The sequence below is a fragment of the Akkermansia muciniphila genome (genome assembly GCF_040616545.1).
GTDB classification, from domain to species: Bacteria; Verrucomicrobiota; Verrucomicrobiia; order Verrucomicrobiales; family Akkermansiaceae; genus Akkermansia; species Akkermansia muciniphila_E.
The window spans coordinates 2,235,784-2,262,703 of the sequence record NZ_CP156688.1 but is presented as its reverse complement, the minus strand read 5'-3'; the positions used below and the strand labels follow the sequence as shown (position 1 = coordinate 2,262,703).

At 61.3% G+C, this 26,920-nt stretch carries 17 protein-coding genes and 2 riboswitches; of the genes, 10 read left to right on the top strand and 7 right to left on the bottom strand.

Features of this window, described 5'->3' with window-relative positions:
* Window positions 1-2: 2 nt before the first annotated feature.
* Both ABGM91_RS09240 and sucB read left to right on the top strand, forming a co-directional pair.
* Complete coding sequence (locus ABGM91_RS09240) at window positions 3-2,768, top strand: 2-oxoglutarate dehydrogenase E1 component (protein WP_354831711.1); 2,766 nt, start codon at window positions 3-5, stop codon at window positions 2,766-2,768.
* Window positions 2,769-2,782: 14 nt separating this feature from the next.
* Window positions 2,783-3,910, top strand: a complete 1,128-nt coding sequence (sucB, locus tag ABGM91_RS09235) for a dihydrolipoyllysine-residue succinyltransferase (RefSeq protein ID WP_354831708.1) — start codon at window positions 2,783-2,785, stop codon at window positions 3,908-3,910.
* 87 nt (window positions 3,911-3,997) lie between these two features.
* On the opposite strand, the gene ABGM91_RS09230 is transcribed toward sucB, so the two are convergent.
* The 4 genes from ABGM91_RS09230 to ABGM91_RS09215 all read right to left on the bottom strand — a co-directional run bounded on the left by ABGM91_RS09230 (window position 3,998) and on the right by ABGM91_RS09215 (window position 7,646).
* Window positions 3,998-4,348 (bottom strand): nucleotidyltransferase domain-containing protein, encoded by a 351-nt coding sequence (locus ABGM91_RS09230; protein ID WP_354831706.1) that lies wholly within the window; start codon window positions 4,346-4,348, stop codon window positions 3,998-4,000.
* Window positions 4,294-4,674 carry a nucleotidyltransferase substrate binding protein gene (locus tag ABGM91_RS09225; protein ID WP_354834849.1) on the bottom strand — a complete coding sequence of 127 codons (381 nt, stop codon included), beginning with the start codon at window positions 4,672-4,674 and terminating at the stop codon, window positions 4,294-4,296. The genes ABGM91_RS09230 and ABGM91_RS09225 overlap by 55 nt, the downstream gene beginning before the upstream one ends.
* A gap of 102 nt (window positions 4,675-4,776) precedes the next feature.
* Window positions 4,777-6,165, bottom strand: a complete 1,389-nt coding sequence (lpdA, locus tag ABGM91_RS09220) for a dihydrolipoyl dehydrogenase (protein WP_354831703.1) — start codon at window positions 6,163-6,165, stop codon at window positions 4,777-4,779.
* A gap of 152 nt (window positions 6,166-6,317) precedes the next feature.
* Window positions 6,318-7,646 (bottom strand): amidohydrolase, encoded by a 1,329-nt coding sequence (locus ABGM91_RS09215; protein WP_354831701.1) that lies wholly within the window; start codon window positions 7,644-7,646, stop codon window positions 6,318-6,320.
* 146 nt (window positions 7,647-7,792) lie between these two features.
* Here ABGM91_RS09215 and ABGM91_RS09210 point away from each other — a divergent pair, with 146 nt between their 5' ends.
* Window positions 7,793-8,395, top strand: coding sequence for a porin family protein (locus ABGM91_RS09210; RefSeq protein ID WP_215428729.1), 603 nt, complete (start codon window positions 7,793-7,795; stop codon window positions 8,393-8,395).
* Between the two features lie 229 nt (window positions 8,396-8,624).
* On the opposite strand, the gene ABGM91_RS09205 is transcribed toward ABGM91_RS09210, so the two are convergent.
* The 3 genes from ABGM91_RS09205 to ABGM91_RS09195 all read right to left on the bottom strand — a co-directional run bounded on the left by ABGM91_RS09205 (window position 8,625) and on the right by ABGM91_RS09195 (window position 15,338).
* Entirely contained in the window at window positions 8,625-10,967 is a 2,343-nt protein-coding gene (locus ABGM91_RS09205; protein WP_354831700.1) for a beta-galactosidase, read from the bottom strand.
* 100 nt (window positions 10,968-11,067) lie between these two features.
* On the bottom strand, window positions 11,068-13,182 hold the full coding sequence (locus ABGM91_RS09200) for an extracellular solute-binding protein (RefSeq protein ID WP_354831699.1): 2,115 nt from the start codon (window positions 13,180-13,182) through the stop codon (window positions 11,068-11,070).
* Window positions 13,183-13,331: 149 nt separating this feature from the next.
* A complete protein-coding gene (locus tag ABGM91_RS09195; RefSeq protein WP_354831697.1) occupies window positions 13,332-15,338 on the bottom strand; it encodes a TonB-dependent receptor in 2,007 nt (668 codons plus the stop codon).
* A 34-nt stretch (window positions 15,339-15,372) separates the two neighbouring features.
* Window positions 15,373-15,512: riboswitch (cobalamin riboswitch) on the bottom strand.
* Between the two features lie 343 nt (window positions 15,513-15,855).
* Here ABGM91_RS09195 and ABGM91_RS09190 point away from each other — a divergent pair.
* From ABGM91_RS09190 to ABGM91_RS09160, 7 genes are all read left to right on the top strand, one after another.
* Window positions 15,856-18,432, top strand: a complete 2,577-nt coding sequence (locus ABGM91_RS09190) for a cobyric acid synthase (protein WP_354831696.1) — start codon at window positions 15,856-15,858, stop codon at window positions 18,430-18,432.
* Window positions 18,433-18,435: 3 nt separating this feature from the next.
* Entirely contained in the window at window positions 18,436-19,419 is a 984-nt protein-coding gene (gene cbiB, locus ABGM91_RS09185) for an adenosylcobinamide-phosphate synthase CbiB (RefSeq protein WP_354831693.1), read from the top strand.
* Between the two features lie 5 nt (window positions 19,420-19,424).
* Window positions 19,425-20,465, top strand: a complete 1,041-nt coding sequence (gene cobT / locus ABGM91_RS09180; RefSeq protein ID WP_354831691.1) for a nicotinate-nucleotide--dimethylbenzimidazole phosphoribosyltransferase — start codon at window positions 19,425-19,427, stop codon at window positions 20,463-20,465.
* Window positions 20,466-20,484: 19 nt separating this feature from the next.
* Window positions 20,485-21,225 carry an adenosylcobinamide-GDP ribazoletransferase gene (gene cobS, locus ABGM91_RS09175; protein ID WP_290564919.1) on the top strand — a complete coding sequence of 247 codons (741 nt, stop codon included), beginning with the start codon at window positions 20,485-20,487 and terminating at the stop codon, window positions 21,223-21,225.
* The gene (cbiR, locus tag ABGM91_RS09170; RefSeq protein ID WP_354831688.1) at window positions 21,222-22,037 is read left to right on the top strand and encodes a cobamide remodeling phosphodiesterase CbiR; all 816 of its coding nucleotides are present in this window, start codon (window positions 21,222-21,224) and stop codon (window positions 22,035-22,037) included. Before cobS ends, cbiR begins: the two co-directional genes overlap by 4 nt.
* On the top strand, window positions 22,012-22,602 hold the full coding sequence (locus ABGM91_RS09165; protein ID WP_354831686.1) for a bifunctional adenosylcobinamide kinase/adenosylcobinamide-phosphate guanylyltransferase: 591 nt from the start codon (window positions 22,012-22,014) through the stop codon (window positions 22,600-22,602). Before cbiR ends, ABGM91_RS09165 begins: the two co-directional genes overlap by 26 nt.
* Window positions 22,603-22,768: 166 nt before the next feature.
* Window positions 22,769-22,907: riboswitch (cobalamin riboswitch) on the top strand.
* Between the two features lie 34 nt (window positions 22,908-22,941).
* The gene (locus ABGM91_RS09160; protein ID WP_354831684.1) at window positions 22,942-26,901 is read left to right on the top strand and encodes an autotransporter outer membrane beta-barrel domain-containing protein; all 3,960 of its coding nucleotides are present in this window, start codon (window positions 22,942-22,944) and stop codon (window positions 26,899-26,901) included.
* The last annotated feature ends 19 nt before the right edge of the window (window positions 26,902-26,920 follow it).

The following is a 26,920-nucleotide window of genomic DNA, read 5'->3' as shown; positions in this document are numbered from 1 at the left end:
ACATGAACGCCTCCATCTTTTCCAGACTCGCGCCTGAAGAAATCACGGCGCTCCATGAAGCATGGAAGAATGATCCCCTGTCCGTAGATCCCCTGTGGGCAGCCTGGTTTGAGGGGTATGAACTGGGCAGCGGCGGCGCTCCGCAGGAACACGGAGGCGCAGGAAACGGCACGGACGCCTCTCCCTACACCGTGCCGCCGGAAAGCGCGGAATGCCGCGGGCGCGTCAACCAGCTCATCCGCGCGTACCGGGTCATGGGGCACCAGTGCTCCCACTTCAATCCCCTGGCCTCCCCGGACAAGGCGTGCACCCCCGTCAACCTGGAGGAGATGGGATTCCGGGAGGAGGACATGGACCAGCCCGCCAACATCGGCACGTTCATGGACGGCCGGACCTTCACCCTGCGTGAAATCATCAGCCACCTGCAAAAGACCTACTGCGGAGCCGTCGGGTTTGAGTACCACCACATCGACAATCTGGAAATCCGCTCCTGGATTGAAGAAAAGATCAAGCTCCGGGCGAACGGCGTGGATTACGGTCCGGAAGCCAGGCGGGACGCCTTCTTCCACCTCTGCAAGGCGGAACTGTTTGAGGAATTCCTTGGGAAGCGTTTCATCGGGGAAAAACGCTTCTCCCTGGAAGGGGGGGAAGGCGCCATCGTCCTGCTGGACGCGCTCGTCAAGCGGTGCCCCGCCGCCGGCGTCTCCCACATTGAAATGGGCATGGCCCACCGCGGGAGGCTGAACGTGCTGGCCAACATCCTCCACAAGCCGCTGAAAACCATCTTTCACGAATTCACGCCGGACTACCTGCCGGAATCCCCCATCGGCAGGAGCGACGTAAAGTACCACCTGGGCTACGCCACCAGGCGCCACGTGGACGGGCGGGAACTCCACGTGCGCCTCTCCTCCAATCCCAGCCACCTGGAAGCCGTCTATCCCGTGGTGGAAGGCAGGGCCAGAGCCATGCAGCACAATCTGGAAGACGCGGAGCGCAAGCATGTGCTGCCGCTGGTCCTGCATGGAGACGCCGCTTTTGCGGGACAGGGGCTCGTCGCGGAAGTGCTGAACCTCTCCCTGCTGAAAGGCTACCGGACGGGGGGCACCGTGCACCTCATTATCAATAACCAGATCGGCTTCACGACCGGCCCGGACGAGGCCCGCTCTTCCCGCTATGCCACGGACGTGGCGCAGATGCTCCAGTCCCCCATCCTCCATATCAACGGAGAAAGCCCGGAGGACCTGATCTGGGCGGCGGAATTCGCCCTCCAGTTCCGCCAGCAGTTCGGGCGGGACATCATTCTGGACATGTACTGCTACCGCCGCCTGGGACACAATGAAACGGACCAGGCCGCCTTTACCGCGCCCATGCAGACCAAACGGATTGAAGCGCGCCCCACCGCCGCCGCCCTGTACGGAAAGGAACTCAGGGAGCGCGGAGAACTGACGGAACAGCAGGAGCATGACATCCGGGAACACATCTGGAACGGGATGGAACAGGCCTTGCAGCAGATGAAGGAAAACCCGGCGGACTACATCCTTCCCGCCACCTCGCAGGATGCGGATGAAACGCCCATCCCGCGCACCAGCGTGCGCACGGGAATCAGCCCCGAACTGTTCCAAAACGTCGGAAACATCCTGACGGAACTGCCGGACGGATTCACGCCGCATCCCACGCTGGAAAAACGCTTCCTCTCACGCCGCCGGGAGGCCTTCCGCGAAGGCGGCCTGCTGGACTGGGGCATGGCGGAAGCCCTGGCCTGGGGCAGCCTGCTTACGGAAGACCACCCTATCCGCCTGTCCGGCCAGGACTGCCAGCGCGGCACCTTCTCCCACAGGCACGCCGTCCTGCATGATTTCAACGACGGCTCCCTGTACACGCCCCTGGAAAAGCTGAACCACGGCACCACCACGTTCCGCATTTACAACTCCTCCCTGTCGGAAGCCTCCGTCCTGGGCTTTGAATACGGCTACGCGCTGGACAGTCCGGACGCTCTGGTGATGTGGGAAGCCCAGTTCGGGGACTTCGCCAACGGGGCGCAGGTCATCGTGGACCAGTTCATTGCAGCCGCGGAGGCCAAATGGCACCAGAAGAACCGCATCGTGCTGCTGCTTCCCCACGGCTATGAGGGGGCGGGCTCAGAACATTCCAGCGCCCGGATGGAGCGCTATCTCCAGCTCTGTGCGGATGACAACATGCAGGTCATCAACCCCACCACCCCGGCGCAGTATTTCCACGCCCTGCGCCGCCAGGTTCACCAGAACGTGCACAAGCCGCTGGTCGTCTTCACGCCCAAAAGCCTGCTCTCCCGTGCGGAGGCCGTCTCCCCCCACCGGGAATTCCTGGCGCCGTCCCGCTTCCATGAAGTGCTTCCGGACCCGGACGCTCCCGCGCCGGACCAGGTGACGCGCGCCATTTTCTGCACCGGGAAAGTTTATTATGACCTGGCCGCCTACCGGAAGGAGCGGAACATTTCAGATACCGTCATCATCCGGCTGGAACAAATCTACCCGCTGGCCCAGGAACAGCTTACCTACCTGCTGGCCCCCTACCAGAAGGTGCGCGACTTCGTCTGGTGCCAGGAAGAACCTTCCAACATGGGAGCCTGGGGCCACCTGCGGAACAGGCTGGGGCGGCTCTTCGCCACCTCCTTCCGCTACGCGGGCCGCCCGCCCATGGCCTGTCCCGCGGAGGGAGCCAAGGCCCTGCATGCCGCCGCGCAAAAAAGACTTATCGCCACCGCTTTCGGGCCGCGGGCGCAATCCTGAACCATCCTTATCCCATGAGCGACATCCTGATCCCCAACTTCGGAGAATCCATCACCACCGCCACCGTAGCCGCGTGGCACAAGAATGCCGGAGACCCGGTAGCCAAAGGCGACACCCTGGTGACGCTGGAAACGGACAAGGTTTCCACGGACCTGGAAGCGGACGAAAGCGGCGTGCTGGAAATCCTGGTCCCGGAAGGAGCGGAAGCGCCCATCGGGGCGGCTCTGGGCCGCATCTCTCCAACAGCCGCGGCCCCTGCCGAACCGGAGAAGAAAGAAGCCCCCGCACCGCCGGAACCGGAGAAAACCGCCAGGCCGGATGCACGGGAGAAAACCGTTCCCCAGAAGCCCGCCCCCGCAACTGAATCCCCGGAACAAAAACCGGAAAAGGAACCCTCCGCCCCGGAACAGGCTCCCGCCGGGGAGAACAGGAGAGCTGAAAAGAAGGCTTCCCCGCGTTTCATCAGGAAACCCATGAGCCCGCTGCGCCGCACCATCGCGGCCCGGCTGGTGGAAGCCCAGCATCAGGCGGCCATCCTCACCACCTTCAACGAGTGCGACATGTCCGCCGTGATGGAGCTGCGCAAGCAATTCAATGCAAACTACCGGGAACAGTACGGAACCAAGCTGGGCTTCATGAGCTTCTTCATCAAGGCCGTGGTCAAAGCCCTCCAGGAGGTTCCCCAGGTCAACGCCAAAATTGACGGCACGGACATCGTGGAAAACCTGTACTACGATATTTCCGTGGCCATCGGCACGGACAAGGGCCTCGTGGTCCCCGTGCTGCGGGACTGCGACCGGAAAACGCTTCCGGAGCTGGAACTGGAGCTCGCCGCCCTGGCGGAAAAAGTGCGCCAGGGAAACCTGTCCATGCAGGACCTGCAAGGAGGCTGCTTCACCATCTCCAACGGGGGCACGTACGGTTCCCTGCTCTCCACCCCCATCCTGAACCCGCCGCAGAGCGGCATTCTGGGCATGCACGCCATCCAGGAACGCCCCGTTGTCCGGGATGGCCGGATCGTCGCCCGGCCCATGATGTACCTGGCCCTTTCCTACGACCACCGCCTGGTGGACGGCAAGCAGGCCGTGCAATTCCTCATTGCGGTAAAAAACGCCGTGGAGAATCCGGTGTTCGAGCTGTGAGGACCGGTGAGAAAAAGACTGAATACTAAAGAGGAAAGACTGAATGTCTTACCTGTTTTACAGGGGCTCTCCGGAATCAACATCCCTTCATTCCATGGAACGGGAGAACCACTCCTTGCCATAAGCATGGATATGACGCTCCAAATCAGGATTAGTGATTCTGTTACGAATAATCAAGTCCACCTCCACAGGCAGGTTCAACTCCGTGAGACGCGCCTGGAGAGTCAAAAGGAAGGATAAGTCCAGTTCCTCGCCCTCCAGGGCAAGATCAATGTCAGACGCAGGCTTCCACGTTCCCAGGGCGCGAGAACCGAATAAAACGGCTTTCCTAATCTGCGGAGACTGTGAAAGAACTTCCCGGATGCCTGAGCGCACCCTGGCCGTCAGGCCATCGCCCAGTTCCCTTTCTCCGCCGTCATGTTCAGATTTTCCGCACATTGGGCCAGCATGGGAAAGAATCGCTCCTTAATCAGGGAAACCGCCTCTTCCGCGATGGAATCATCATAAGTATGCACAAACAAGCTGCGGCTTTCCAACGCCTGAAGCCAACAATCAATATGACCTATCAAGCCTGCGCCGAACGCCTGCCTGATGGCTTCGCGGGGGCTGTTGACGCTGTAGCCGTCATAAACCAGCTTATCCTTCAGCGTTTTCCAGCACAGCGCAAACGTAAATTCATAAGTCTGCACCAGTCCGGCCATTTCCAGTTCATTGTATTCCGACAACGCGCAAGCATGGCGCAACCGGGAAAAAGCCTTATTCAGGTTTTGAAGCCTTTATTTCCAGCGCAGGTTATCGTTCATCTTTTTAACGGCACAGGAATGGAGAAAAAGAGCCCCGTTCCGGGGCTCTTCCCTTGAAAGCCGTTACATGTGGATGGCGATTCCCTCGGAAGCCAGCATGGATTCATGGATGGCCTCAGACAGCGTGGGATGGGCGAAGATAGTGGCGTGGATGTCCTCATCCGTCAGTTCCGCCTGGATGCCGACACCCAGCGTGGCGATCAGTTCCGTGGCTTCCGGCCCCACGATGTGGGCGCCCAGCAGTTCCCCGTTTTTGGCGCCGTACAGGGTTTTCACGAAGCCGTCCGTCTCTCCGGCGGCCACGGCCTTGCCGATGGCCTGGAAGGGGAACTTGCCCACCTTGTATTCCACGCCCGCTTCCTTGAGCGCGCGTTCCGTCTTGCCTACGGAAGCCACCTGCGGGTAACAGTACGTGCAACTGGGGAAGAAGCCGACCTGCCTGGGCTGGTAGTCCGGATTGAACATGCCTTCCACGGCCTGCACAGCTTCAAAGGTGGCCGTATGCGCCAGCAGCACGCCGCCAATCACGTCGCCCGCCGCGTAAACGCCGGGAATGGACGTGGCGTAGCGGTCATTTACCTTGATGAATCCCTTTTCCGTCAGCTCCAGGCCGGGAGCGGCGGGAACGACCGGCTTCACGCCGATGGCCACCAGGCAAACGTCCGCCGTGATTTCCTCTTCCTGCCCCTTGCTGTTTTTCACGTTGGCCTTGACCTTTCCGTCGCAGGTTTCCGTGACCGATTCCACGGAGGCTCCCGTCATGACCTTGATGCCCTGCTTCTTGAACGCGCGTTCCAGCGTCTGGCAGGAGTCGTCGTCTTCATTGGGAAGCATGCGCGGGAGCGCTTCAATGAGCGTCACCTTGGTGCCGAAAGAGTTGTAAATGTAGGCGAATTCCGTGCCGATGGCACCGGAACCGATGATGATCATGCTTTCAGGCCGCTTTTCCAGCACCATGGCTTCCCTGGAGCCGATGATGGTGGTGCCGTTCAGGGGCAGGCTGGGCACCGTGCGGGTAACGCAGCCGGTGCTGATCAGGATGTTCTTCCCTTCCAGGACGCTCGCCGTTCCATCGGCGGCTTTCACTTCCACCTTGCCGGGAGCGACGATGGAGGCTTCCCCCGCAACGGAGTCCACCTTGTTTTTCTTGAACAGGAAACCCACGCCTCCGGCCAGGCGGTCGCTGACCTTGCGGGAACGGCCGATCACTTCGCTCCAGTCCACGCTGACGCCTTCCACCGTCATGCCGAATTCCTTCGCCCGGCTCGTCACGGTCAGGTACGCTTCCGCGTTTTTCAGAAGCGCCTTGGTGGGAATGCAGCCCCAGTTCAGGCAGGTTCCCCCCACCCGGTCGCGTTCCACGCACACCACGGATTTTCCCAGCTGGGCGGCGCGGATGGCGCCCACATATCCGGCGGGGCCACCGCCAATGACGATGAGATCATATTGCATGAAGATACTATAAAGGCTTCCCCCCTTGCGGGTAAAGAAGGAATATGAACATGGGCCGACTCAAGGGACCGCCCCCAGAGAACAGTTAATAGGTAATAGTTAACTATTAACGGGCAACAGCACAACAACTATTAGCTAATCACTATTAACTCTTAACTATCATTGCTTCCCTTCACCCACTTCACCAGGTTCTGCATTTCTGCGGCAGTGTCCGCGTACAGGCCGTCTGCATAGGTTCCGTGGTCGTACAGGATTTTCCCGTCCACCATGGTGAACACGCAGTCCTTGCCGGAAGCGGCATAAACGGCATGGGACGCTTCGTTGAAGATCGGGCAGAGGTTCGGTTCATCCAGGTCCAGGGCAATCATGTCCGCGGGGGCTCCCGGAACCAGCGTTCCCAGCCCCGGCGTCCGGAAGATGCGGGCGCCCTCCGCCGTAGCCATCTTCAGCGCCTGCATGGCGGGCACCGCCGTGGCGTCCCCGCTATATCCCTTGGCAAGGATGGCAGCCAGCTTCATCGTTTCAAACATGTCCAGGCTGTTATTGCTGCACGCGCCATCCGTCCCCAGGGAGACGGGGATGCCGGCCCGCAGCATGTCCCGCACGCGGGCGAAGCCGGAAGCCAGTTTCAAATTGCTGACCGGGTTGTGGGCGATCGCCGCTCCGGAAGCGGCTACCAGTTCCAGTTCCCCGTCCGTCACATCCACCATGTGGGCCAGCACGGTGCGTTCATTCAGCAGCCCCATGTCCCGGGCATAGCCCACCGGGCGCCTGTCCCCGTGCAGGGAGCGGCACTGCTCCACTTCTCCGGCGGATTCGGACAGGTGGATGTGCAGCATCAAATCCAGTTCCTCCGCCAGCTTCATGGAACGCTTCAGCACGTCGTCACTGGTGGTGTACACGCTGTGCGGCATCAGGGCCACCTGCACCCGGCCACGGCCCGCAAAGCGCGCCGCCTGCTCCCGGTACAGGGCTTCCGCCGCATCCCAGCCGCCGTATGCCGGGGAAGGAAACGCAAAAAGAGCCTCCCCGCCCACACAGCGCATCCCCATGCGATCCGCCTCCTGAAGCACGTTGGTTTCCAGCAGGTAGGAGTCCACAAAAGCCGTCGTTCCCGTCCGCATCATTTCATACATGCCCAGCCGCGCCCCCAGGGAGACGATTCTGTCCGTCAGGCGGGCTTCCACCGGGAAAATATGCCCGGTCAGCCACTCCATCAGCGGCAGGTCATCCGCAAAACCGCGCAAAAAGGTCATCGGAACGTGCGTATGGGCATTGACCAGCCCCGGCATCAGCAGGGCGTTTCCCAGGTCCCTGCGGGAGGCCGGGCTCCATTTGGCTTCCAGCTCCGCGGCGCTTCCCGTTTCCAGAATTTTCCCGTCCCGGACGGCGACGGCCGCATTCCCCTCCGCCGCGGCCTGTTCCGCGCCTGTCAGCATACGGGAAGCGGTCACCAGCAAATCACACGCTTGTTGTTCCATGCCGCTGAATGTACTCCACCGGGTCCGTTCTGGCAACTTCATCTCCCGGTACAAGAGGATTTACCGCAATCAGGGCATTTCATGTTTGACTTCAAAACGGAAAACTGCCAAGAATGAGGGACCGTTAAATTCACCATTTATTCCATATGAACAAGACTATACTGTTAGGTCTGGCCCTTGCGGCCTCCGTGTCTGCCGCCAACGCCTACCACGCCGACAAATACGACGGCCAATTCGGCATGTCCCTGGAAGGAGCTTACGGCATCGCCACCAAGGATGCCATGCCCAACGTGGCCGGCGGCAATCTGAGCATTTTCAATTATATTGAAACCGGCAGCATTGTTCATCAGATTTCCCTGAACGGCGGCATTCTGGCAGGCTCCCACCATCCCAGCGTGCATGACCTGGGCATCAGCGGCCCTTATACCGCCAGCGTCCGCTCCACCTACGTTCCGATGATGGCCGGCTATACGCTGAACCTCCCCATCGGCGATTACACGATGTTCTATCTGGGCGGCAAGGCGGGCGCCACGTACGGAGACATTAAGACCACCATCCACGGCCTGGAAGACGGGAGCCGCTCCCACACCATTTCCACCACCAAGTTTTCCTGGGCGGCCCAGGCCGGCTTCAAGTTCAGCATCTCCAACAGCGCGGACTTCCTGATCGGCTACGAATACTACCAGATTCAGGGCTACAATGATCCCGGCTACCACACCATCAAGCTGGGCTTCTCCTGGAACTTCTAACAATCATTGAGTTCATCACTGCCTCACGGCGGCTCCGTTCACCACGGAGCCGCCTTTTTTTGCCGGGAACACCGTAGCCCGTGCGGCAACTGAATTCCCATGCGGACGGCGGGGCTCCGTGTTTTAAAGATTTTGGTTGCCGCAGGGCATGCGGCTCTCCAGACGCAAGAAGGCCGCTCCATCCTTTGGGAGGGAGCGGCCCCGGAAAGGTCAGGATTTCAGAGAATCCTTATTTGGCAGGCTTGAACGGCTTGGGCGAGGCATAGACTTCATAGTCCTTGATGCGGCCGTTTTCCCGGTTCTGGCGCGGCAGGTAGCGGAAGCCGGAGAGCTTCTGCACCTTGCCCAGGTCCAGCACGATCATGTGCGGGTGCGCGGGGTTGTCCCCCTGCCACTTGGTGTGCCAGTAGGTGGTGGGCTGGTTGTCCATCACCAGGCCCGCCTGGGCGGCTTCCCCCGCCGTCTCATGGGAGTCCGCATAGACCACGGACCACTGTTCACGGGGAAGCAGGTTGCCGGAGGCATCCAGGAAGTTCAGTTCCGCAATGGCGGCGTGGGGGCCGTTGTCATGGGCGTTTTTGCTGACGAGGGCGATGTAGCGCGCCTGGATGGGAGCGCGGAATTTGATTTCCTGCTGGTCCGCCCCCTTGGCGAAGGTTCCCTTGTGCACGAGCTGGCTGGCGGCGGGGGCCACGGGCTTGCCCACGCGGAAGACGTCCGCCATGGCGGGGTCCCTGTTGACTTCGTAAATGGCTTCCTTTACGCCTTTCACCGTGCCGGAACCGCCGTCCACGTCCAGCACCACGATTTCATTTTTCCCGGGTTTGAGGTATTCCCCGGGGCAGTAAAGGGCCTGCTGGGAGCCGATGAACCAGAAGCGGCCCAGATTGTGGCCGTTCACCCACACGACGCCCTTCTTCCAGCCGTCCCGCATGTCCAGGTAGGTATCCTTGGGGTTGGAGACGTTGAAATATCCACGGTGGAACACGGGCTGGTCGCCTCCCGGCTTCTTGCCGGAGAAGGACAGCAGTTCCACCCCCTTGCACGGGAGGTTGTAGATGAGGAAGTTTTCCAGCTTTTTCCCGTCCAGCGTGATGGGGCCGCGGATGCCCTTGCGTTCCCCCTGGATTTGTCCGCCGAAGTTGATGCGGCCCATGTTTTCCACAAAGATGTCCACCGTGTGGAGGCCGGCGGGAATGACCACGTCGCAGGCGTCCTGCTTGTAGCGGCGGTCGGCCGCCCCCTGCCTCTTGCCGTCCACGTAAACGATGGCGCGGTCCTGCATGTTGTTCATCTTCAGCTCGCCCTTCACCGGACCGTTCACCTTGGTCCGGTACAGGATGAAGCCCAGGCTCTGCCCCAGGGCTTCCATGTGCACGGGCTCCTTGCGGATGACGGGCTGCGGCAGGCGGTTGAACATCCCGGCCTTCTCCGTAAACGTGATGGGCGGCAGCTCCATCATTTCCGGCTGGGCGGGCGGTTCCGGGAGCTTGTACGTATCACCGTAATAGTCCTGAATGGTCTGGCGGAAGGTGCGGTAGCGGTCCGTCAGGGTGCCGTTTTCGGAGATGGGGGCGCCGTAGTCGTAATTGGTCACGTCCGGCGTGTAGGCCCCTTCCCAGTTCGCCCCGTTCATGAAGCCGAAGGAGGTGCCGCCGTGCGCCATGAAGAGGTTGGGGGAGACGTTGTTTTCCAGCATCCACTTCAGGTCGCGGTTGAAGCCTTCCGTACTGCCGCCGTTCTTGGGCTTGCCCCAGTGGTCAAACCAGCCCACCCAGAATTCGCCGTTAATGCGGGGCGTCTTGCCCTTGTGCTTTTCCAGGTTGGCAAAGGCGCCCTTGGCTCCGCCACCGAAGTTCATGGCGGGAACGATGCCGGGCAGCGTGCCGTTGTTGATCATCCAGTCGTTCGGGCCGTCCGAGGTGAAGGGCACCACGCCCGGAAGCTCCTTCTGGATGACTTCCAGGTGTTTTTTCACGTAGTCCTTGTCGGAGCCGTAGGAGCCGTATTCATTTTCCACCTGGGCCATGATGATGGGGCCGCCCTTGGTGATTTGCAGCGGTTCCAGCATGGAGCAGACTTTCTTGAGATAAGCCATGGCCGGTTCCAGGAAGCGGGGGTCCTGGGAACGGACCTTCAGGTCTTCATCTTTCAGCAGCCAGCCGGGGAATCCGCCGAATTCCCATTCCGCGCACACGTAGGGACCCGGGCGCACGATGACCCACAGGCCGGCTTTCTGCGCCTCCTTGATGAATTCCACAAAGTCCAGATTGCCGGAAAAGTCCCACTTGCCCGGTTCCGGTTCATGCACGTTCCAGAACAGATAGGTGCAGACGGTGTTCATGCCCATGGCCTTCATGCGCTGGAACCTGTCCTGCCAGTGTTCGCGCGGCACGCGCGGGTAGTGCATTTCCCCGGAGATGATTTTAACGGGTTTTCCGTCCATCAGGAAGTTTTCCTGGTTGGTGGCAAAGACATGCTTGGCGCCGTCATTGGATTCCGGCAGGGGCATGGGAGCGGCCATACACAGGTGGCCGGCCAGAAACAGGGCGGAAAAAAGTGATATTTTCATGATGATGGAGTCAATATACGGTTTTAGGGAATAATGAAGGGAATTATGATGAAAAAACCGCCTCCTTTCAATTTAAAAAGAGGCCGGAGAACTGGTTTTATTACGGGGCGGCGTCATCCGGTCTTTCAAGGCGTATCACCTGATGCCTTTCTTCAAACGGAACGCCGCGGCGCCGGGCCTCCTGCGTTTCCCTCTTCATTTTTTCATCCACCCAGTACAGGTGGGATTCCAGCGGATTGTAAATCCTGGGGGAACAAAACCGCGTGGGGGATTCCGGCCAGCGTATCCAGCGCCAGCAGGCGACGTATGTGTAGGGCTCCCGCCAGCCGGGAATCCAGACGCAGAGTTCATGGATGCGCTTTTGGGCGCGGTGAAGGGCTTTCTTCAAGGCAGCGTCATCCGGGGCATTCCGCTCCGCGTCCAGGGCCGCATCCAGTTCGGCGTCCGCCACGGCAAAGATATTGTTCGTGTTGCCCACGGGATTGCCGCGGGCATCGTACGCCAGTTCGGAAGCAAAGGTTTCATACAGCCGGGGAAACGGCGTCTGGAGCGGCCACGCCCACAGGGCGGCCTGGTACCGTTTTTCAAATACCTTCCGGGAACAGACATTATAGGTCAGGGGATCCAGGCGCAGGTCCACCCCGCATTTCAGGGCCTCCTGCCGGAGGATGGAACAAACGTTGGTCATCAGGGTGGAGGAGTCCGCGAAGGTCAGTTCCACCACCAGCCGTTCCCCCCGTTCATTTTTCAAAACACCGTCTTCCCCCATTGTCCGGTAGCCGGCGCGGGCAAAGTATTCCATGGCTTTTTTCTTGCCGTATTCCGGCGCTTTCAGCGGGAGCGTCAGATCGCCGTATCCCTCCATATAGGAGCCCAGCCTTCTCATATTCCCGCGGAACAGGGTGTCAATCACCATGCCCATATTCACGGAATGCGCCAGCCCGCGGCGGATGTCCGGATTTTTCAACAGCTTGTCCGAACAATTCAGGTACAGGCCGTACGGGGGGCAGGCATAGCCGGCTTCCAGGCTGTATTTGTCTATGTAGCCCTGGTGTACCTCCGGCAGTTCCAGCCTGGTTTCCCATACTTCCGGCTTGCGGACGTTCATCATGTCCAGCTCCCCGCGGCGGAACATTTCAACCGCCTTGTTTTCCAGGTTTACAAATACATGCTCCACCTGGTCCGCATTGCAGGAATGGCGGTAGTATTTCCTGTCCTTCGCCCACCAGTTCTTCACGCGGGCCAGGGTGATGCGCTCGCCTATGCGGATTTTTCCGGGAACCACCACGTAGCCCCCCGTATTCGGCGGCGCCTTCCACTGGTAGCGCTCCAGAAACAGGGAGTTGAAATCATGGTAAAAACCGGGATGGGCCGGATGGAAATCCACACAGGCCATGTAGGGCAACAGCGGCCCGGGGGACGGCAGCGCCAGGGCAATGACGGAATCCCCGTACACCGTAATCTGGTCGTACGTGGAGCGGAACAGAGTTGTCCAGAACGGGTCCCGGGCAAAGCCGGACGTGCGGAGGCAGATATTCAGAAGGAAGTCCTGCGCCTTCACGGGGCGGCCGTCCGAGTATGTGGCTTCCGGGTCCAGATGGTAAAAAACGGTTTTCCCGTCCGCGGATACGGCCCAGCGGTCCGCCAGCCCCGGAATGGGCCGGAAGGTTTCCGGATGCAGCCCCACGAGGGGAAGCCACACGTTGTCAATGGCGGAGTAGTTGAAAAAGTTTTCGCTTCCCGGCCCGAACGCCCGCAGGGTTCCGGGAAACGGCGTATTGATCCACAGCCGGACCTGCCCCCCTTTTACCGCGCGGGGGTCGCCCACGTCCGGCTCCTCCATGCCGGTCTGCCATTCCAATCCCGCCGGAACGTCTTCCAGCGGAAGCAGGCGGATATGGTCTTTCAATTCCAGCCTTTTCCTGATGCGTTCCACGGAACGCTCCTGTTCCGCCAAACGCCGCCCGTCCCCTGCCCCGCGGGAGACGGACAGCAGGCTTTTCTTCCGTTCGCCGCCTGCCAGTTCCCGAAGCAGTTCCCGCTCCACGGACCTGTTCCAACGTTCTACGAATCCGTCAAATACGGCAGGCATTCCCCTGCCGTCCGCCTGCGCGGAGGCTCCATGCCAAACGTCCGCCTCCCGCTGGGAGAAGTAGAATACCCCCCCCAGAAAGACGGCGAGGACCAACGCCCCCAGTATGGATACCCAGCGCAACACAGCTCAGATTACCGCCGCATGTTAACCGATTCCGGAACCTCCGGAAAACAAAAAGCCCATCTTCCGCCCGTGGCTGTTCCCTTCGCCTGAAACAGCCCGCAAGGCGGAAGATGGGGGTGCAATCAACAATTAGTCCTGAAAAGCAATTAGAATTCGACCGTCACGCCGCCAAAGACGCCCAGTCCCCGGGCCTGGCGGGGGCCGAAGTTATAGTCATTCGTGATGATGAAATTCTGGTCAAACAGGTTTTCCACCCGCACATGGAGGGCTACATTGTCCGTTACCTGGTAACGGGCGAACAAACGCGCCGTAAAGAAGTTGTCCAGCCGGGCATAGTTGTAGTCCGTGCGTCCCATGGCGGACGTTACGCCAAAGCCGACCGTCAGTTTTTCAACCGGAGAGGTATAAATCTCCGCGTTGATGGTGTGGCGGGCGGTATTGGCCATCTGGACGGTTTCATAGTTGCCGATGGAATCCCGCTTGGGCATCGTGAAGGTGTAGTTGGCATAATAGCCGCTGTTCCACGCATCCTTGAACTGCCCCTTGAACGCTACTTCCACGCCGTAGGAAGTGGCGTGGGAGAAGTTGTCGTAAGTCGTGTAGGAGTTGGGCCAGGTGCCTACGCTCTTGGTGCCGATTTCATCGTTGATGCGGGTCCAGAACCCGGTTACGGAAGCGTAATGGTTGTCCGCCAGGCGCTGTTCCACGCCCAGGTCTCCGCCCAGGGATTTGGATACGTCCAGGTCCGGATTGCCCACGTAGCCGTAATTGGCGGCGTACTGTTCAAAGTAGGTGGGGGCGCGGAAGCCGGAACCCACGGAACCGAAAATACGGGTGGGGGAGTCCTTGCCCGTCACCTTCCAGGAATTGGAATAACGCCACGTGAAGTGGTTGTTCCAGACGGAATCATGTTCCAGGCGCAGGGCCACGCTGGCGTCAAAGTTGTCCGTGGGCGCCCACATCTGTTCCGCAAAGAAGGCAAGCGTGCTCTGCCATTCATCCTTGGCCACGTAATTGTTTTCGCTCATGTAGTCGGAACGGTCCCAGGCCATGCCGGCGACTGTCTGCCACTTCTTGTTCCATGTCAGGGCATTGCGCCATTCCGTCTGGAAGCGGCGGTTGCGCATCACGTTGGGCTGGAAATCAAAGCCCGGCGTGTGCGTGGAATAATCCATGTTGTAATGCCCTACCATGAAGCTGGTGGACCACAACTTGGTAATTTCCGCATCCACGCGCCCCGTTACCAGGTTGCTGCGGTTCTTGTCTTCCGTGTTGTACAGGTGGGGGTCCGCCACGGCGGGCCACTGGTCGTAGTCCACATAGGGTGTGGGGTATTCAAAGTAGGAATCCAGGCGGCGGTAGGTAAAGCCCACCTTCACCTTGTCGTTGACGTCATAACCCAGGCGCACGGCTTCCTGCCACTGGCGGAAGTCGTTCATGCCTTTCCGGTTGTCATAAATGGCCGGATAAATGGTAGGATCATTTTCCGTGGATTCAAACCCCACGCCCACAAAGTAGGAAAGCTTCTTGATCTTGCCGGAGGAAGTCGCATAGCTGTTGAAGGAATGGAAAGAACCGGCTTCCGCAAAAATCCTGGTCACGGGATCGCCTTCCCCTTCCGGAGTATCCATGGCGACAACGCCGCCAATGGCGCCGGAACCGAAGACGGCGCCCTGCGCTCCCTTCACCACTTCCACATTGCCCACGGTAAAGAGGTTGGTGATGCCCAGCAGCTTGTTGCCGGACATGTTGACATCACTGATGCGCATGCCGTCAACCATGGTCAGGGTGTAGGTTTCCTTGTTCATCCCGCGGATGACGGTGTTGCTCACGGAACCGCGCTGCCAGGTGCCGCCGCCGTCCAGCGTGAAGACGCCGGGCGTCTGGGAAAGGGCTCCCGTCAGGGTTTCAATGCCCGCCTTCTGGAATTCTTCCGGATTGATGACGGAAACGGATACCCCGGACCGGTTGTACGGCACGCCCACAAAGTGGGACGCCATGGTCAGCTCCGGCATGACCTGCATGGTTTCCGTCCTGGTAGCGGGCGGGGAGTCTTCCTTTTTAGCGGACTCGGCAAGAGAGGACTGGCCTGCGAATGCGGCAAGGCCAACGGCAATAGCGCCCATCTGAAGGGCTTTTTTCGTATAAAGCATGGTTGTGGTGCCTTACGTTCGGTAACTCGCCGAACAGTTGGACAACCCCACAGGCTGGTCTTCTGGCTTGCGAGACAAGCTCGCTTACAGTGGCGGTACCGCTCCGGATTCTCACCGGTATTCCCCATCTATTTCCTGCCCGGCTACGGGCATCCCTGAGGTCTGTAACCCTTACCATAAGGGTTCATGGGACGGATGAAATACCAAAGGGGCCGGTATGACAAGCCAAAAAGAATTTTCTTTGAACATTCCGCGGCTTTGAGGGCGTTTCTTCTTTTCAGCCGCCGCGCGCCATCCCGTTTTTCCAAACGGAGCCTTCCATTTTTGTCTTGTCACCCCCGGCGCGTACAGGACATGATGCGCCCATGACGCGCCTTAACCCTTCCTTCCCGCAACGGGGAAGGATTGCCGTTTTCAGCGGAGGTTCCAACTTCCGGAAAAATCGTCCCTTCAAGGCGTTTCCTTCCTTTTCCCGGCACAGGCGCCATCCCGGAACGCCGGCCTCAATTACTACGGCATGAACAGTTTTTCACACGGAGGGGATTTAACATCCCTGGCGGCGGGCGCCGGACGGCCCGAACGGGAGATTCTGGATTTCAGCGTCAACCTGAGGCCGGAGGGAATGCCGGAGTTCATTACCTCCGCCCTGTGGAAGGCCATGGATGCGGCCGCACCCTACCCTTCTCCGGACATGGCGGAGCTGCGGGAACTGGCGGCGGACCATTACGGAGTGCCTTCCGGCTGCTTCGCGTTCGGAAACGGAGCCAACGAACTGATTCACGCCCTTCCGCGCGCGCTGGAGTTGAAACGGGCCGTCATTCCGGAACCCGCTTTTTCCGAATACAGGCTGGCCTGCCTGCGGCACGGCACGGACATTCTTTCTCCGCGGACGGAAGAACGGGATTCCTTCACGCCCTCTCCCTGCCGGCTGGCGGAACAGGCCGAAGATGGAAACGCCGTTTTCCTGGCGAATCCCTGCAATCCGTCCGGCAGCCTGCTGGACGTTCCGGCCCTGCGCCGGGCTGTGCAGTCCCGCCCCGGAGTCATCTGGATTATTGATGAATCCTTCATGGATTATGCGAACGGAACGGAATCACTCCTCCGTGAGGCGGCAGAGCTTCCCAATCTGGTGGTCCTGCGCTCCCTGACCAAATTTTACGGCATGGCCGGCGTCCGGTGCGGCTTTTCCGTCTGCGCCGCTCCGCTGGCGGAACGGCTGAGGCAGTCCCTGCCCGCGTGGAACGTGAATGCCTTTGCGGCGGCGGCTGTGCGGGCCGTGCTGGCACAGCCGGCTTCCTGGGCGGACGGGGAACGCGCCCTAAACCGGGAACGCCGGGAAGATCTGTTCCGCAGGCTTTCCGCCCTCCCGGGCGCCGCCGTGCTCCCGTCCGGAGCCAACTTCCTGCTCTTCCGCCTGGCGGAGGCGCCCTCCGGTCTGGCCGCCCGGCTCCTGAAAAACCACGGCGTCGCGCTGCGCGACTGCTCCAACTATCCGGGACTGGAATCAGGCGGCTGGTTCCGCTCCGGCGTCCGCACGCCGGAGGAACACGCCCTGCTGGAAAAGGCCCTGCGGGCCGAACTGAAGGGGGATAGCCCCGCCATTCTCCGCAAACTGCCCAAACCGGCCCTGATGGTTCAGGGCACCTGCTCCGATGCGGGAAAAAGCGTGCTCACCGCGGCCCTGTGCCGCATTTTTCTTCAGGACGGCTACCGCGTGGCCCCGTTCAAGGCGCAGAACATGGCTCTCAACTCCGGTGTGACCGCGCTGGGGGAGGAGATGGGCCGCGCCCAGATGGTCCAGGCCCAGGCTTGCCGCATTGACCCGGATGCCCGGATGAACCCCATTCTGCTCAAACCCCATTCCAACACCGGGTCCCAGGTGGTCGTGATGGGGCGCGCCGTGGGACACATGGAGGCGCGGGAATATTTTACGGCCAAAAGGCGCTTCTGGCCGGACGTGCGCAAGGCGTACGATTCCCTGGCGGAGGAGTACGACGTCCTCTGCCTGGAAGGGGCCGGCAGCCCCGGAGAAATCAACCTGAAATCCGCAGACGTGGTGAACATGAACATGGCCCGTTACGCGCGCGCCAAAGTTCTGCTGACCGGGGACATTGACCGGGGCGGCGTGTACGCCTCCTTCCTGGGAACGTGGATGACGTTCGCTCCCTGGGAAAAAGAGCTGCTGGCGGGCTTCGTGGTCAACAAATTCCGCGGAGATCCGGAACTGCTTTCCCCGGCGCACGACTACATGCTGGACCGTACGGGCAAGCCCGTGCTGGGCGTCATCCCGATGATACGGAACATCAACATTCCGGAAGAGGACCGGGCCGCGATGCCCTTTGAACAGGACGGGCATGCCAAGCACGCGGACTGCCTGGACGTGGCCGTGGTGATGCCCGCCCATGTCTCCAACTTCACAGACTTCGCCCCGCTGGCGGCGGAGCCGGACGTGCGCCTGCGCCAGGTGCGGACCCGGGAGGAATGGGGAAATCCGGACCTGGCCATCCTGCCCGGCACCAAGAGCGTGGCGGCGGACCTGGCCGGCCTGCGCGCCGCCGGGCTGGAAGAGCCTATCCGCCGGCACGCCGAACAGGGAAAGTGGATTCTGGGCGTTTGCGGCGGCCTGCAAATGCTGGGAATGGACATTCTGGACCCGCTGCACATGGAATCCGCAGAGGAACGAACGCCGGGACTGGGGCTGCTTGAGCTTTCCACCACCTTCGCCGCCGCCAAGACCCTGCTCAACGTGCGCCGGGCACGCACGCCGCTGGCCCCTCCCGCCGCTGGCTATGAAATCCACCACGGCGTTACCCGTCATCAAGGAAGCTGCGCCCCCATCATGTTCCGGGAGGACGGCTCCCCCTGCGGCTACGGCAAAGGCCGTATCTGGGCCACGTACCTGCACGGCGTGCTGGACGGGGACGAGTTCCGCCGCGCGTTCATCAACATGGTCAGGGAGGATTCCGGACTGCCCGCCAATCCCTCCCTGCACTTCTCCTATGACCTGGACGGCGCGCTGGACCGCCTGGCGGACGTGGTCCGGGAGCATCTGGACCTCAAGGCCATTTACCGTATTCTACAACTGAAACGCTGACCCATGCTCCCGTGCCCGTTCATCCTGCCTGCGGCCCTTCTGCTGGATATTCTGGCGGGAGACCCGCCCAACAGGTTTCATCCCGTCTGCCTGATCGGCTGGTGCGCGCGCCATATGGAACCCTTGGCGCGGCGGCTGTGGGGAGGAACGTTCACGGCGGGAATGGCGGCGGCTTTGGGAACCTGCGCCGCCGCATGGTGCGCCTGCGCGGCCTTCCTCCTTCCCTTTTCCTTCTTCCCTTCCCCGTGGATTCTCTGGATTCCCGCCGTTCTGGTCATTTACATCTGCATGGCCCCGAGCGGCCTGGCGGAGCATGCGCGGCTGGTGGCGAACGCCCTGCGGGCCGGGAACGACGGCGCGGCGCGGCACGCCGTCTCCATGATCGTGGGGCGGGACACGGAACGGCTGGACCGTCACGGCATCGCCAGGGCGGCCATTGAAAGCGTGGCGGAAAACCTGACGGACGGAGTCTTCTCCACCTTGTTCTGGGCCACAGCAGGCTGCCTGGCAGGGGGTGCCTCCGGGGCGGCCTTCGCCGCGCTCACGCACCGCGTTTTCAACATCCTGGATGCCATGTGGGGAAAGAAAAACGACCGGTACAGACACTTCGGCACTTTTGCCGCCCGTACGGACGATGCGCTCAACTTCATCCCCGCGCGCCTCATCCTGCCGTGTATTTCCCTGGCGGCCCTGCTGGTGAAAGGAGCCTCCGCCCGCAAGGCGCTCACCACGGGCTGGGCCTTCCGCCGCGCCCATGCCAGCCCAAACTCCGCCTGGAGCGAAGCGGCCTTTGCGGGCGCGCTGGGCCTCCGCATCGGCGGCCCGGTTTCCTACAAGGGGATTCCTGCGGATTACCCGTGGATAGGAACCGGGCGCACGGAAGCTGGCGTCAGTGACCTGGCCCTGGCCATACGGCTCATGTGGATGACCGCCGCCACGGGCACGCTGGTCTTCTCCCTCATTCTTTTCTTCATCCCACGCTTCTGACCATCATGAACAAACTGCATATCCCCCCGCTGGACGAACAGGCCGCCAAAGCCGCCCTGGAGCATCAGAAAATACTGGCCAAGCCCCCGCTCGCCCTGGGAAAACTGGAACCCGTGGCCATCCAGATTGCCGCCATGACCGGCAATCCTGCGCCGCGCCTGAAGGACAAGGCCGTGGTCCTCTTCGCCGCGGACCACCACATTGCCGACCACGGCCTCAGCCTGACGTCCACGGACGTCACCTACATCCAGACCCGCAACTTCCTTCAAGGCGGCGGCACCATCAACGCCTTTACGCGCAACGCGGGAGCCCGCCTTTCCGTGGTGGACGTGGGCGTGAATTACGACTTCGGCGACCTTCCGGGGCTGGTTAAAAGAAAAGTCATGCACGGCGCCAACGACTTCAGCAGGGGGCCGGCCATGACGCGGGAACAGGCGCTGGAATGCCTGCAAACAGGCATCGACATGGCCCGGGAGGAAAAAGCCAAAGGGCTGGACATCGTAGCCGCCGGAGAAATGGGCATCGGCAATACGACGCCCTCCTCCGCTATCGTGGCCGTGCTCACGGGCACCCCGGTGGAAACCGTGACGGGACGCGGTTCCGGCGTCAAGGGGGAAGTCATCCGTAAAAAAATAGAACTCATCGAACAGGGAATAGCCCTGAACAAGCCCGACCCTTCCGACGCCATCGACGTGCTGGCGAAGGTAGGAGGACCGGAAATAGGGGCCATGGCCGGGCTGATGCTGGGGGCGGCCTCACTGCGCGTCCCCATCGTCATTGACGGCTTCATTGCCGGGGCGGCGGCGGCCATCGCCCAGGGCATCCGCCCGGAAGCGGCGCAGTACTTCCTCGGCTCCCACAACTCCGCGGAACCGGGCCACAAGCTCATTATGGACCACATCGGCGTCACCATGTACATGGACCTGGGCCTCTGCCTGGGAGAAGGCACGGGGGCGGCCCTGTTCTTTCCGCTGCTGGACGCCGCCACGCGCGTACTCTCTGAAATGAAAACCCTGCCGGAGCTGGATATCACCGTTCCGCGCTGAATCCCCTCTTTCCTGCACCATGGCCGTCATCACCACCATCCGCTCCGCCTTCGGCTTCCTGACCCGGCTGCCCGTAGGGCCGTGGCCGCTGCAAAACGACCTGAACGGCATCTCCGCATGGCTCCCGCTGGTCGGCCTTGTCGTGGGGGGGCTGGCAGGTGGTCTGACCTGGGCGGCTACCCTGCTCTTCCCCCCGCTGGTCTGCGGCGTCATCGGCTGCGCCTGCTGGGTGGCCCTCACGGGCGGCCTTCATCTGGACGGAGTGGCGGACTGCGGGGACGGACTGCCTGTGGAAGTGCCCCGGGAGCGCAGGCTGGAAATCATGAAAGACTCTCGACTGGGCACCTTCGGCGGCACGGCCCTGTTCTTCAACCTGGCCTTCAAGGGCGCCGCGCTCGCGGCTCTGGCGGCCTGCGGTTCATGGGAGCTGCTGCTCACGGCGTGCGCGCTGGCCGGGCTGCTGGCCCGCAGCCAGATCTTCATCGCCATGCGCTTTCCGGGCGCGCGCCCCGGCGGCATGGGGGAAGCCTTCAAGCAGGGGACGCGCCCCGTTCATGCCCTGGCAGCCGCTGCCGTCACCCTGGCGGCCTGCGCTCTGGCCGGGTGGCACGGGCTGTACGCGCTGCTGGCCGCCCTGGCCGGCTCCACGGCCCTGCTCCTGTATGCCCGCCGCCGCCTGGGCGGCGTCACCGGGGACGTCTTCGGCTGTACCGTAGAATGCACGGAATGGATCGTCCTGCTCACCTTCTGCACCTTATGAAAATTCCGCAAAAATGCCGCGTTCCCGGCCTCAACATCGGCTGCACCTCCTTCATCATCCCGGACTACTACGTCCCCGCCATCAGGGAATGCGTCCATTACGCGGATGACATCGCCCTGCTCCTGCTGGAAGCCGGCGACCGCGGGGAGGGACTTATCACCCCCGCGGAAATACGGGAACTGGCCGCCATCGCCGCGGACGCGGGAGTCAAGTGGAACGTCCACCTGCCCACGGACGGAGGCTTCGCCACGGAGGAATCAGGCCGACGCTACACGGAAAACATCATCCGCGCCATTGACCTGACCCGGGAGCTGGAGCCGCACACCTGGGTCATGCACGTGGTTACGGACCACATTCCCGGTCCGGACATGCGCCCCCATCTTACGGAGCGGGAAACGGAACGCATCCTCCGCAGCCTGGAGCAAATCACGCCCCATTTGCCCGCGCCGGAATGCCTGGCCCTGGAAAATCTGGAACGCCACCCGGCCGACTATCTGGACAAGCTGGTCTCCGCCACGCCCCATTCCCGCTGCTTTGACATAGGCCATGTCTGGAAGGAAGGTCTAAGGCCGGAAAAACTGTTGCCGCTCTGGCTGCCGGACATACGCATGTGCCATCTGCACGGACTGGAAAAACGGGACCACAAATCCCTGCACCACATGCCCGCCGCCACGCTGGACGCCATCCTGCACCCCATGTGGGACATCCGGTTCTCCCCCACCATCACCCTGGAAGTCTTCAGCCTGGACGACTTCCTGAACTCCCACCAGGCCATGCTGGAATCCCATGAACGCTACATCTCCAAACACTGACGCCAACGCCGCACGCATGACGCTCGTCCTGGGCGGCATCAGAAGCGGCAAAAGCCAATACGCCGAACAAATAGCCGCCGGGTTCGGGGAAAAAATCCTGTACGTGGCCACGGCGGAGGTGTGGCCCGGAGCCGGCTCCCTGGAATACCGCGTGCGCAAGCACCGGGAACGGCGCCCAGCAAGCTGGCTTACGCTGGAATCCCCCCGCCATGTGGCCGCCGCCGTGCGGGAATCCGGCCTGCTGGACCAGGTGGACGGCGTCATTCTGGAATGCGTCACCCTGCTTGCCTCCAACACCCTGTACGCCCAGAAGGACCCCACGGACTACGAACCGTTCCAGGAAGCGCTGATTGAGGAAATAGAGGCCCTGAAAGAACTCATTTCCCGCTCACCCGCGCCCTGGGTGCTCGTCTCCTCTGAAACCGGCATGGGCATCAGCCAGGCGGACGCGGAAACGCGCCACTACTGTGACGGGCTGGGAATCGCCAACCAGCTGCTGGCCAAAAGCGCGGACGAAGTTTACTTCATGGTGGCAGGACTTCCCCTGGCCGTGAAAAAACGTTAGGACGTCGGGAGGCCAGCTTTTTCCATGCTTCCTGCGGTAAAAGGGGCCAGAAAATAATAGTTTGGCATTCAAGACCATGCGCATTTCCACATCAAGAAATGCGCCGGGGATTGACCGTGCCGTGCCCCTGTGGTAAGTTGGCCGGGCCTTCATGATTTACGGGAGGCGCTTCCGGGAAGCCCGTGGTGCGGGCAGGAAATAGATGGGGAATCCGGTGTGAATCCGGAGCGGTACCGCCACTGTATATTGCACGGCCTAAAAACCTGCAATGAGCCAGATCGCCAGCCTCGAAGTATTTTATGAACCGCCGGCGAGTATTCCGGCATTCAGACCATACACATGCATTCATCCAACACGCTCCGCTTGAACGGAGCAGACTATGATGGTCCGGCCTCCTTGCAGTCCGGAATGTTCAACACTCCTGAAAAAACACCGTGCCACGCCAGGCACTGGATGCAGGCAATCGCTATGACCCTGGCCTGCCTCGGCATGCTGGGAACGGTGCATGCCCAGGATACTCCCAAGGAAAACCTGGCTGGCGTTTATGACGCCACTGTAGCCAGAACCGCCTCAGATGCGGCCCTGGGAACGGTCTCCGCCACCTTCAGCGTGACGGGGTCCAGCAACGTGCGCGGAATATGGGGGAAATCCGGAACCCTCAGCATTGATGCCATTGGCGGGGATGCTGAATTCAACGTCTCATCCACGCGAAACAACGCCTTCGGCATTGACACCTCCTCCGGAGTCAATCTGGACATCGGCACCCTGGCAGGAACCTTCAACATCTCCGCAGCAAACACGAATGCCACAGGCATCCGGAGCTACGGCAAGATACTTTCCATCGGAACCATCACGGCAAATGCCCGTATCTCCATCACGGCCAATTTCTCCTCCAACGGCATCTATGCCTATCAGGGGCGGCTGGACATCGGCACGATGGCGGGCAACATCTCCGTAGAGCTGGGCACGGGAAATTTTGCCAGGGGCCTGTATGCCTACGGAAACACCATGGACTACCAGGGCCCGCGCTACAAGGACGTCAACATCGGCACCTTCTCCGCCACCGGCAGCATTTCCGCGGCGACGACCGGCGGCTACGGCGCCAGGGGCATCCAGTCCAACTACGGGCAGGTGAACATTACCCGGCTGGACGGTCAAATCACGGCAACCTCCGGTTCCAGTGATACAAGCGAGGACTTTTCCGCCATCGGCATTGAAGCCCGGGAAAACATCACGCTGGGCGACATGGGAGCAACAGGAAGCATTACCGCCACTACCAACGGCATGGATGCCTACGGCCTCTTTGCCGGAGAAGAAGGGGGTTACCAGACCCATTCCAACATCACCATCGGCCATGTGGACGGCGCCATCCGGGCGGAAGCCATGGCCGGAACGGCCGCCGGAGCACGTTCCACCGGTTCCCTGTCCGTGGGAGACATCAGAGGGACCATCTCCGCCTCCTCCACAGGAATTGCGGAAGCCTACGGGCTGCTGGCGGAATTCTCCCTGACCACAGGAATGATCAATGGAACCGTCAGCGCGGCGACTGCCGGGAACACGGCGGCAGCCCTGATGGGTGGCGCCGGCATTACGACGCTCATCGGTTCCACCGGCGTCATTGAAGCAACGGCAACGGGAGAGGGAGCAACGGCCTATGCCCTGTACAGCGGCTCCACGACGGGCTCCAGCTTTTATACGGAAAACACGGCGGACAACATCACCGTCCATGCCGGAGCTTCCATCAGCGGCATCTGGGAACTGGGCGGCTCCGGAGCGGAAGGTTCCGCGGACACCATCACACTGCTGTCCGGCACGGAAGCCGCACCGGGGCTGTTTGACTACACAGTCCGGACAACAGTTAACACCAACAAGTCTGATACGGCCACCCGCCATTCCTCCGTTACGCTCAACGTGGGCAGTGCGGACAACAAAGCCAACTGGACCATCTCCACGGAAAAAGCCGCAGTCCTGTTCAACCGGGTCAACGTGGGCTACGGCTCCACCGTCACCCTGACGGGCAATTCCCAGATTCTCCGTGACGGGGCCGTCATGAACAACATGGGCACCCTGTCCGGCAACGGCACGCTCACCATTGCGGAAGGCATGACGCTGCTCAACGGCACGCTGGTGCAGAACGCAGCGGGAACCGCCCTGGAAGTGGGCTTTGACGGCCTGAACGTGAATCTGGACCTGGCGCAAAACGCTACGGTGGGCACCACGGTGCTCAACACCACGGACTCCGCCTGGGTCGTCACGCTGGACCAGATCAAGGACGGCATCACCGCCATGTACGGAACTAGGGTGGACAACTTCCATCTGGAAAACTACCGCATGAGCTACCGCCTGCAAGGCCAGGTATTCCTGGGTGAAGGCACTCCCATCGTCGTCAAACCCGGAGAAAGCATCTATGTGGGTGAAGGTTCCAAGGTCATCATCGGGGAAAACCTGCCTGAGCACGGCATCGTGCTGGAAGGAGGGGAGGCTGACTTGAGCCAGTCGGACGCCGTCATTTCCTCCGGCGCCGTCAGAGGCGCTTCCGGCCAACTGACGCTGGCGGCCAAGGATGAAAAGGAACAGACCCTCAACTGGGAACACTCCGGCACGGTGGGCTACAACGCCTCCGCCGCTGACGGAGGCGCCTTCGCAAACCTCAACGTCACGGCACAGGATGTGAAGGTTGCCGCCAAGGGTTCCTATGCGGCGGAAAACGTTGTCATCAGCAACAACGCCACCCTCGTTCTGGATGGCAGGGACGCCAGCCTGGGCGTAGAAGGCGGAAGCATCCGCCTGGGTGAAGCCTTCGCTCATCCGGACAATCCGGGGCATCTGGTGCTGAACGGCTCCACTGTTCTGTCCGGCGTGGAAACCAACAGCGGCTCCACCGTCTCCGGTTCCGGCACCTTCAAGGGAGAGGTTACCTATTACGGTAGTGAAATCGTGATCGGCTCCGGCCCCTCCGCAGGCTACCACAACTATGAAGGCGGCCTGAACGCGTGGGGAGGAGTGCAGGAACTCACGTTCATCGTGAACGGCACGACCGCGGCTGACGCTACCAACGGAGGGTGGGACACCTACTCCCAGATGAACGTCTCTTCCTCCTACTATGTGGATGGGGCGCACGTCAATGTGGTCATCGGCGACAACCTGCTCTTCAGCAAGGAACAAAGCTTCTCCCTGTCCCTGGTCAACCTGGACCCGGACACCGTCATTGATCCGGACGGTTCCCTGTGGGACCTGACCAGCATCGACCCCACGCTGAAGGGCCGCACGGACCTGGTCACGGATACCGGCTTCACGGTTTCCGGCGACGGGCTGCACCTGATCTTCAACGGCAAGGTCAACATCAACGCCGTGAAAGCCCTGCGCGGAGAAGAAGCCTCCCGCATTGCCAACACGCTGTGGTCCTCGGTCCGGGTGGTGGACAGCTTCGCCCATACGGCAGCCTCCCAACTGGACTTCCGCGGACCGGGCAAGAGAAACCTCTGGTTTTCCGGACTGGGAGACTTCATGAACGTCTCCTCCGTGTCCGGAGCTTCCGGCTTTGACTACAAGGGCGGCGGTTACGCCGTGGGCGTGGACTATGCCTGGACGAAGAACTGGATATCCGGCGCGGCCTTCGGCCAGACCTTCGGCTCCTTCCACTCTGCGGACAAACAGTTCAAGGCGAACCAGGACGGTCTGATGCTAGCGCTCTACCAGCGTTACCACCACGGCCTGCGCAGCGGAAACAGCCTGGACATTGACGGCTACTTCACCTATGGCAACATGGACAACGATGCGGACGGCACGCTGGGCGGCAGCCCCACCACCGCCTCCTGGAACGATGACGTGTACGGCTTCGGCCTGAAGGGGACCTGGAATATCCGCCTGGGTAATACGGATGTGCTGAAACCCTTCGCAGGCATCGAATTCCTGCACGGTTCCCAGGGTTCCTTCGGAGAACATTCCGGTTCCGGCGCCGCCTGGTACCAGGATGGTTCCGTGCAAAACTGGAGCATCCCCGCCGGCGTCACCTGGCAGAAGCAGATCGCCGTCGGCAAGGGCCAGTACCTGCTGCCGCAGGTAACGGTAGCCTATGCCGGAGACGTCTCCCGCCGCAACGCTTCCGTGAAAACGGACGCCTTCGGCACGCCCTTCCGGGTAGACGGCGTCCATCCGGGACGCCACGCCCTGATTGTCCATGCGGGGCTGAACTGGATCATCTCCAGCGCCTGGAGCGCCGGAGCCTTCTATCATCTGGAACAGAGGGAACACATGACCAACCAGAGCGTTAACGCCACCGTGCGCTACTCGTTCTAAACGTTCTTCCCATTCGGAA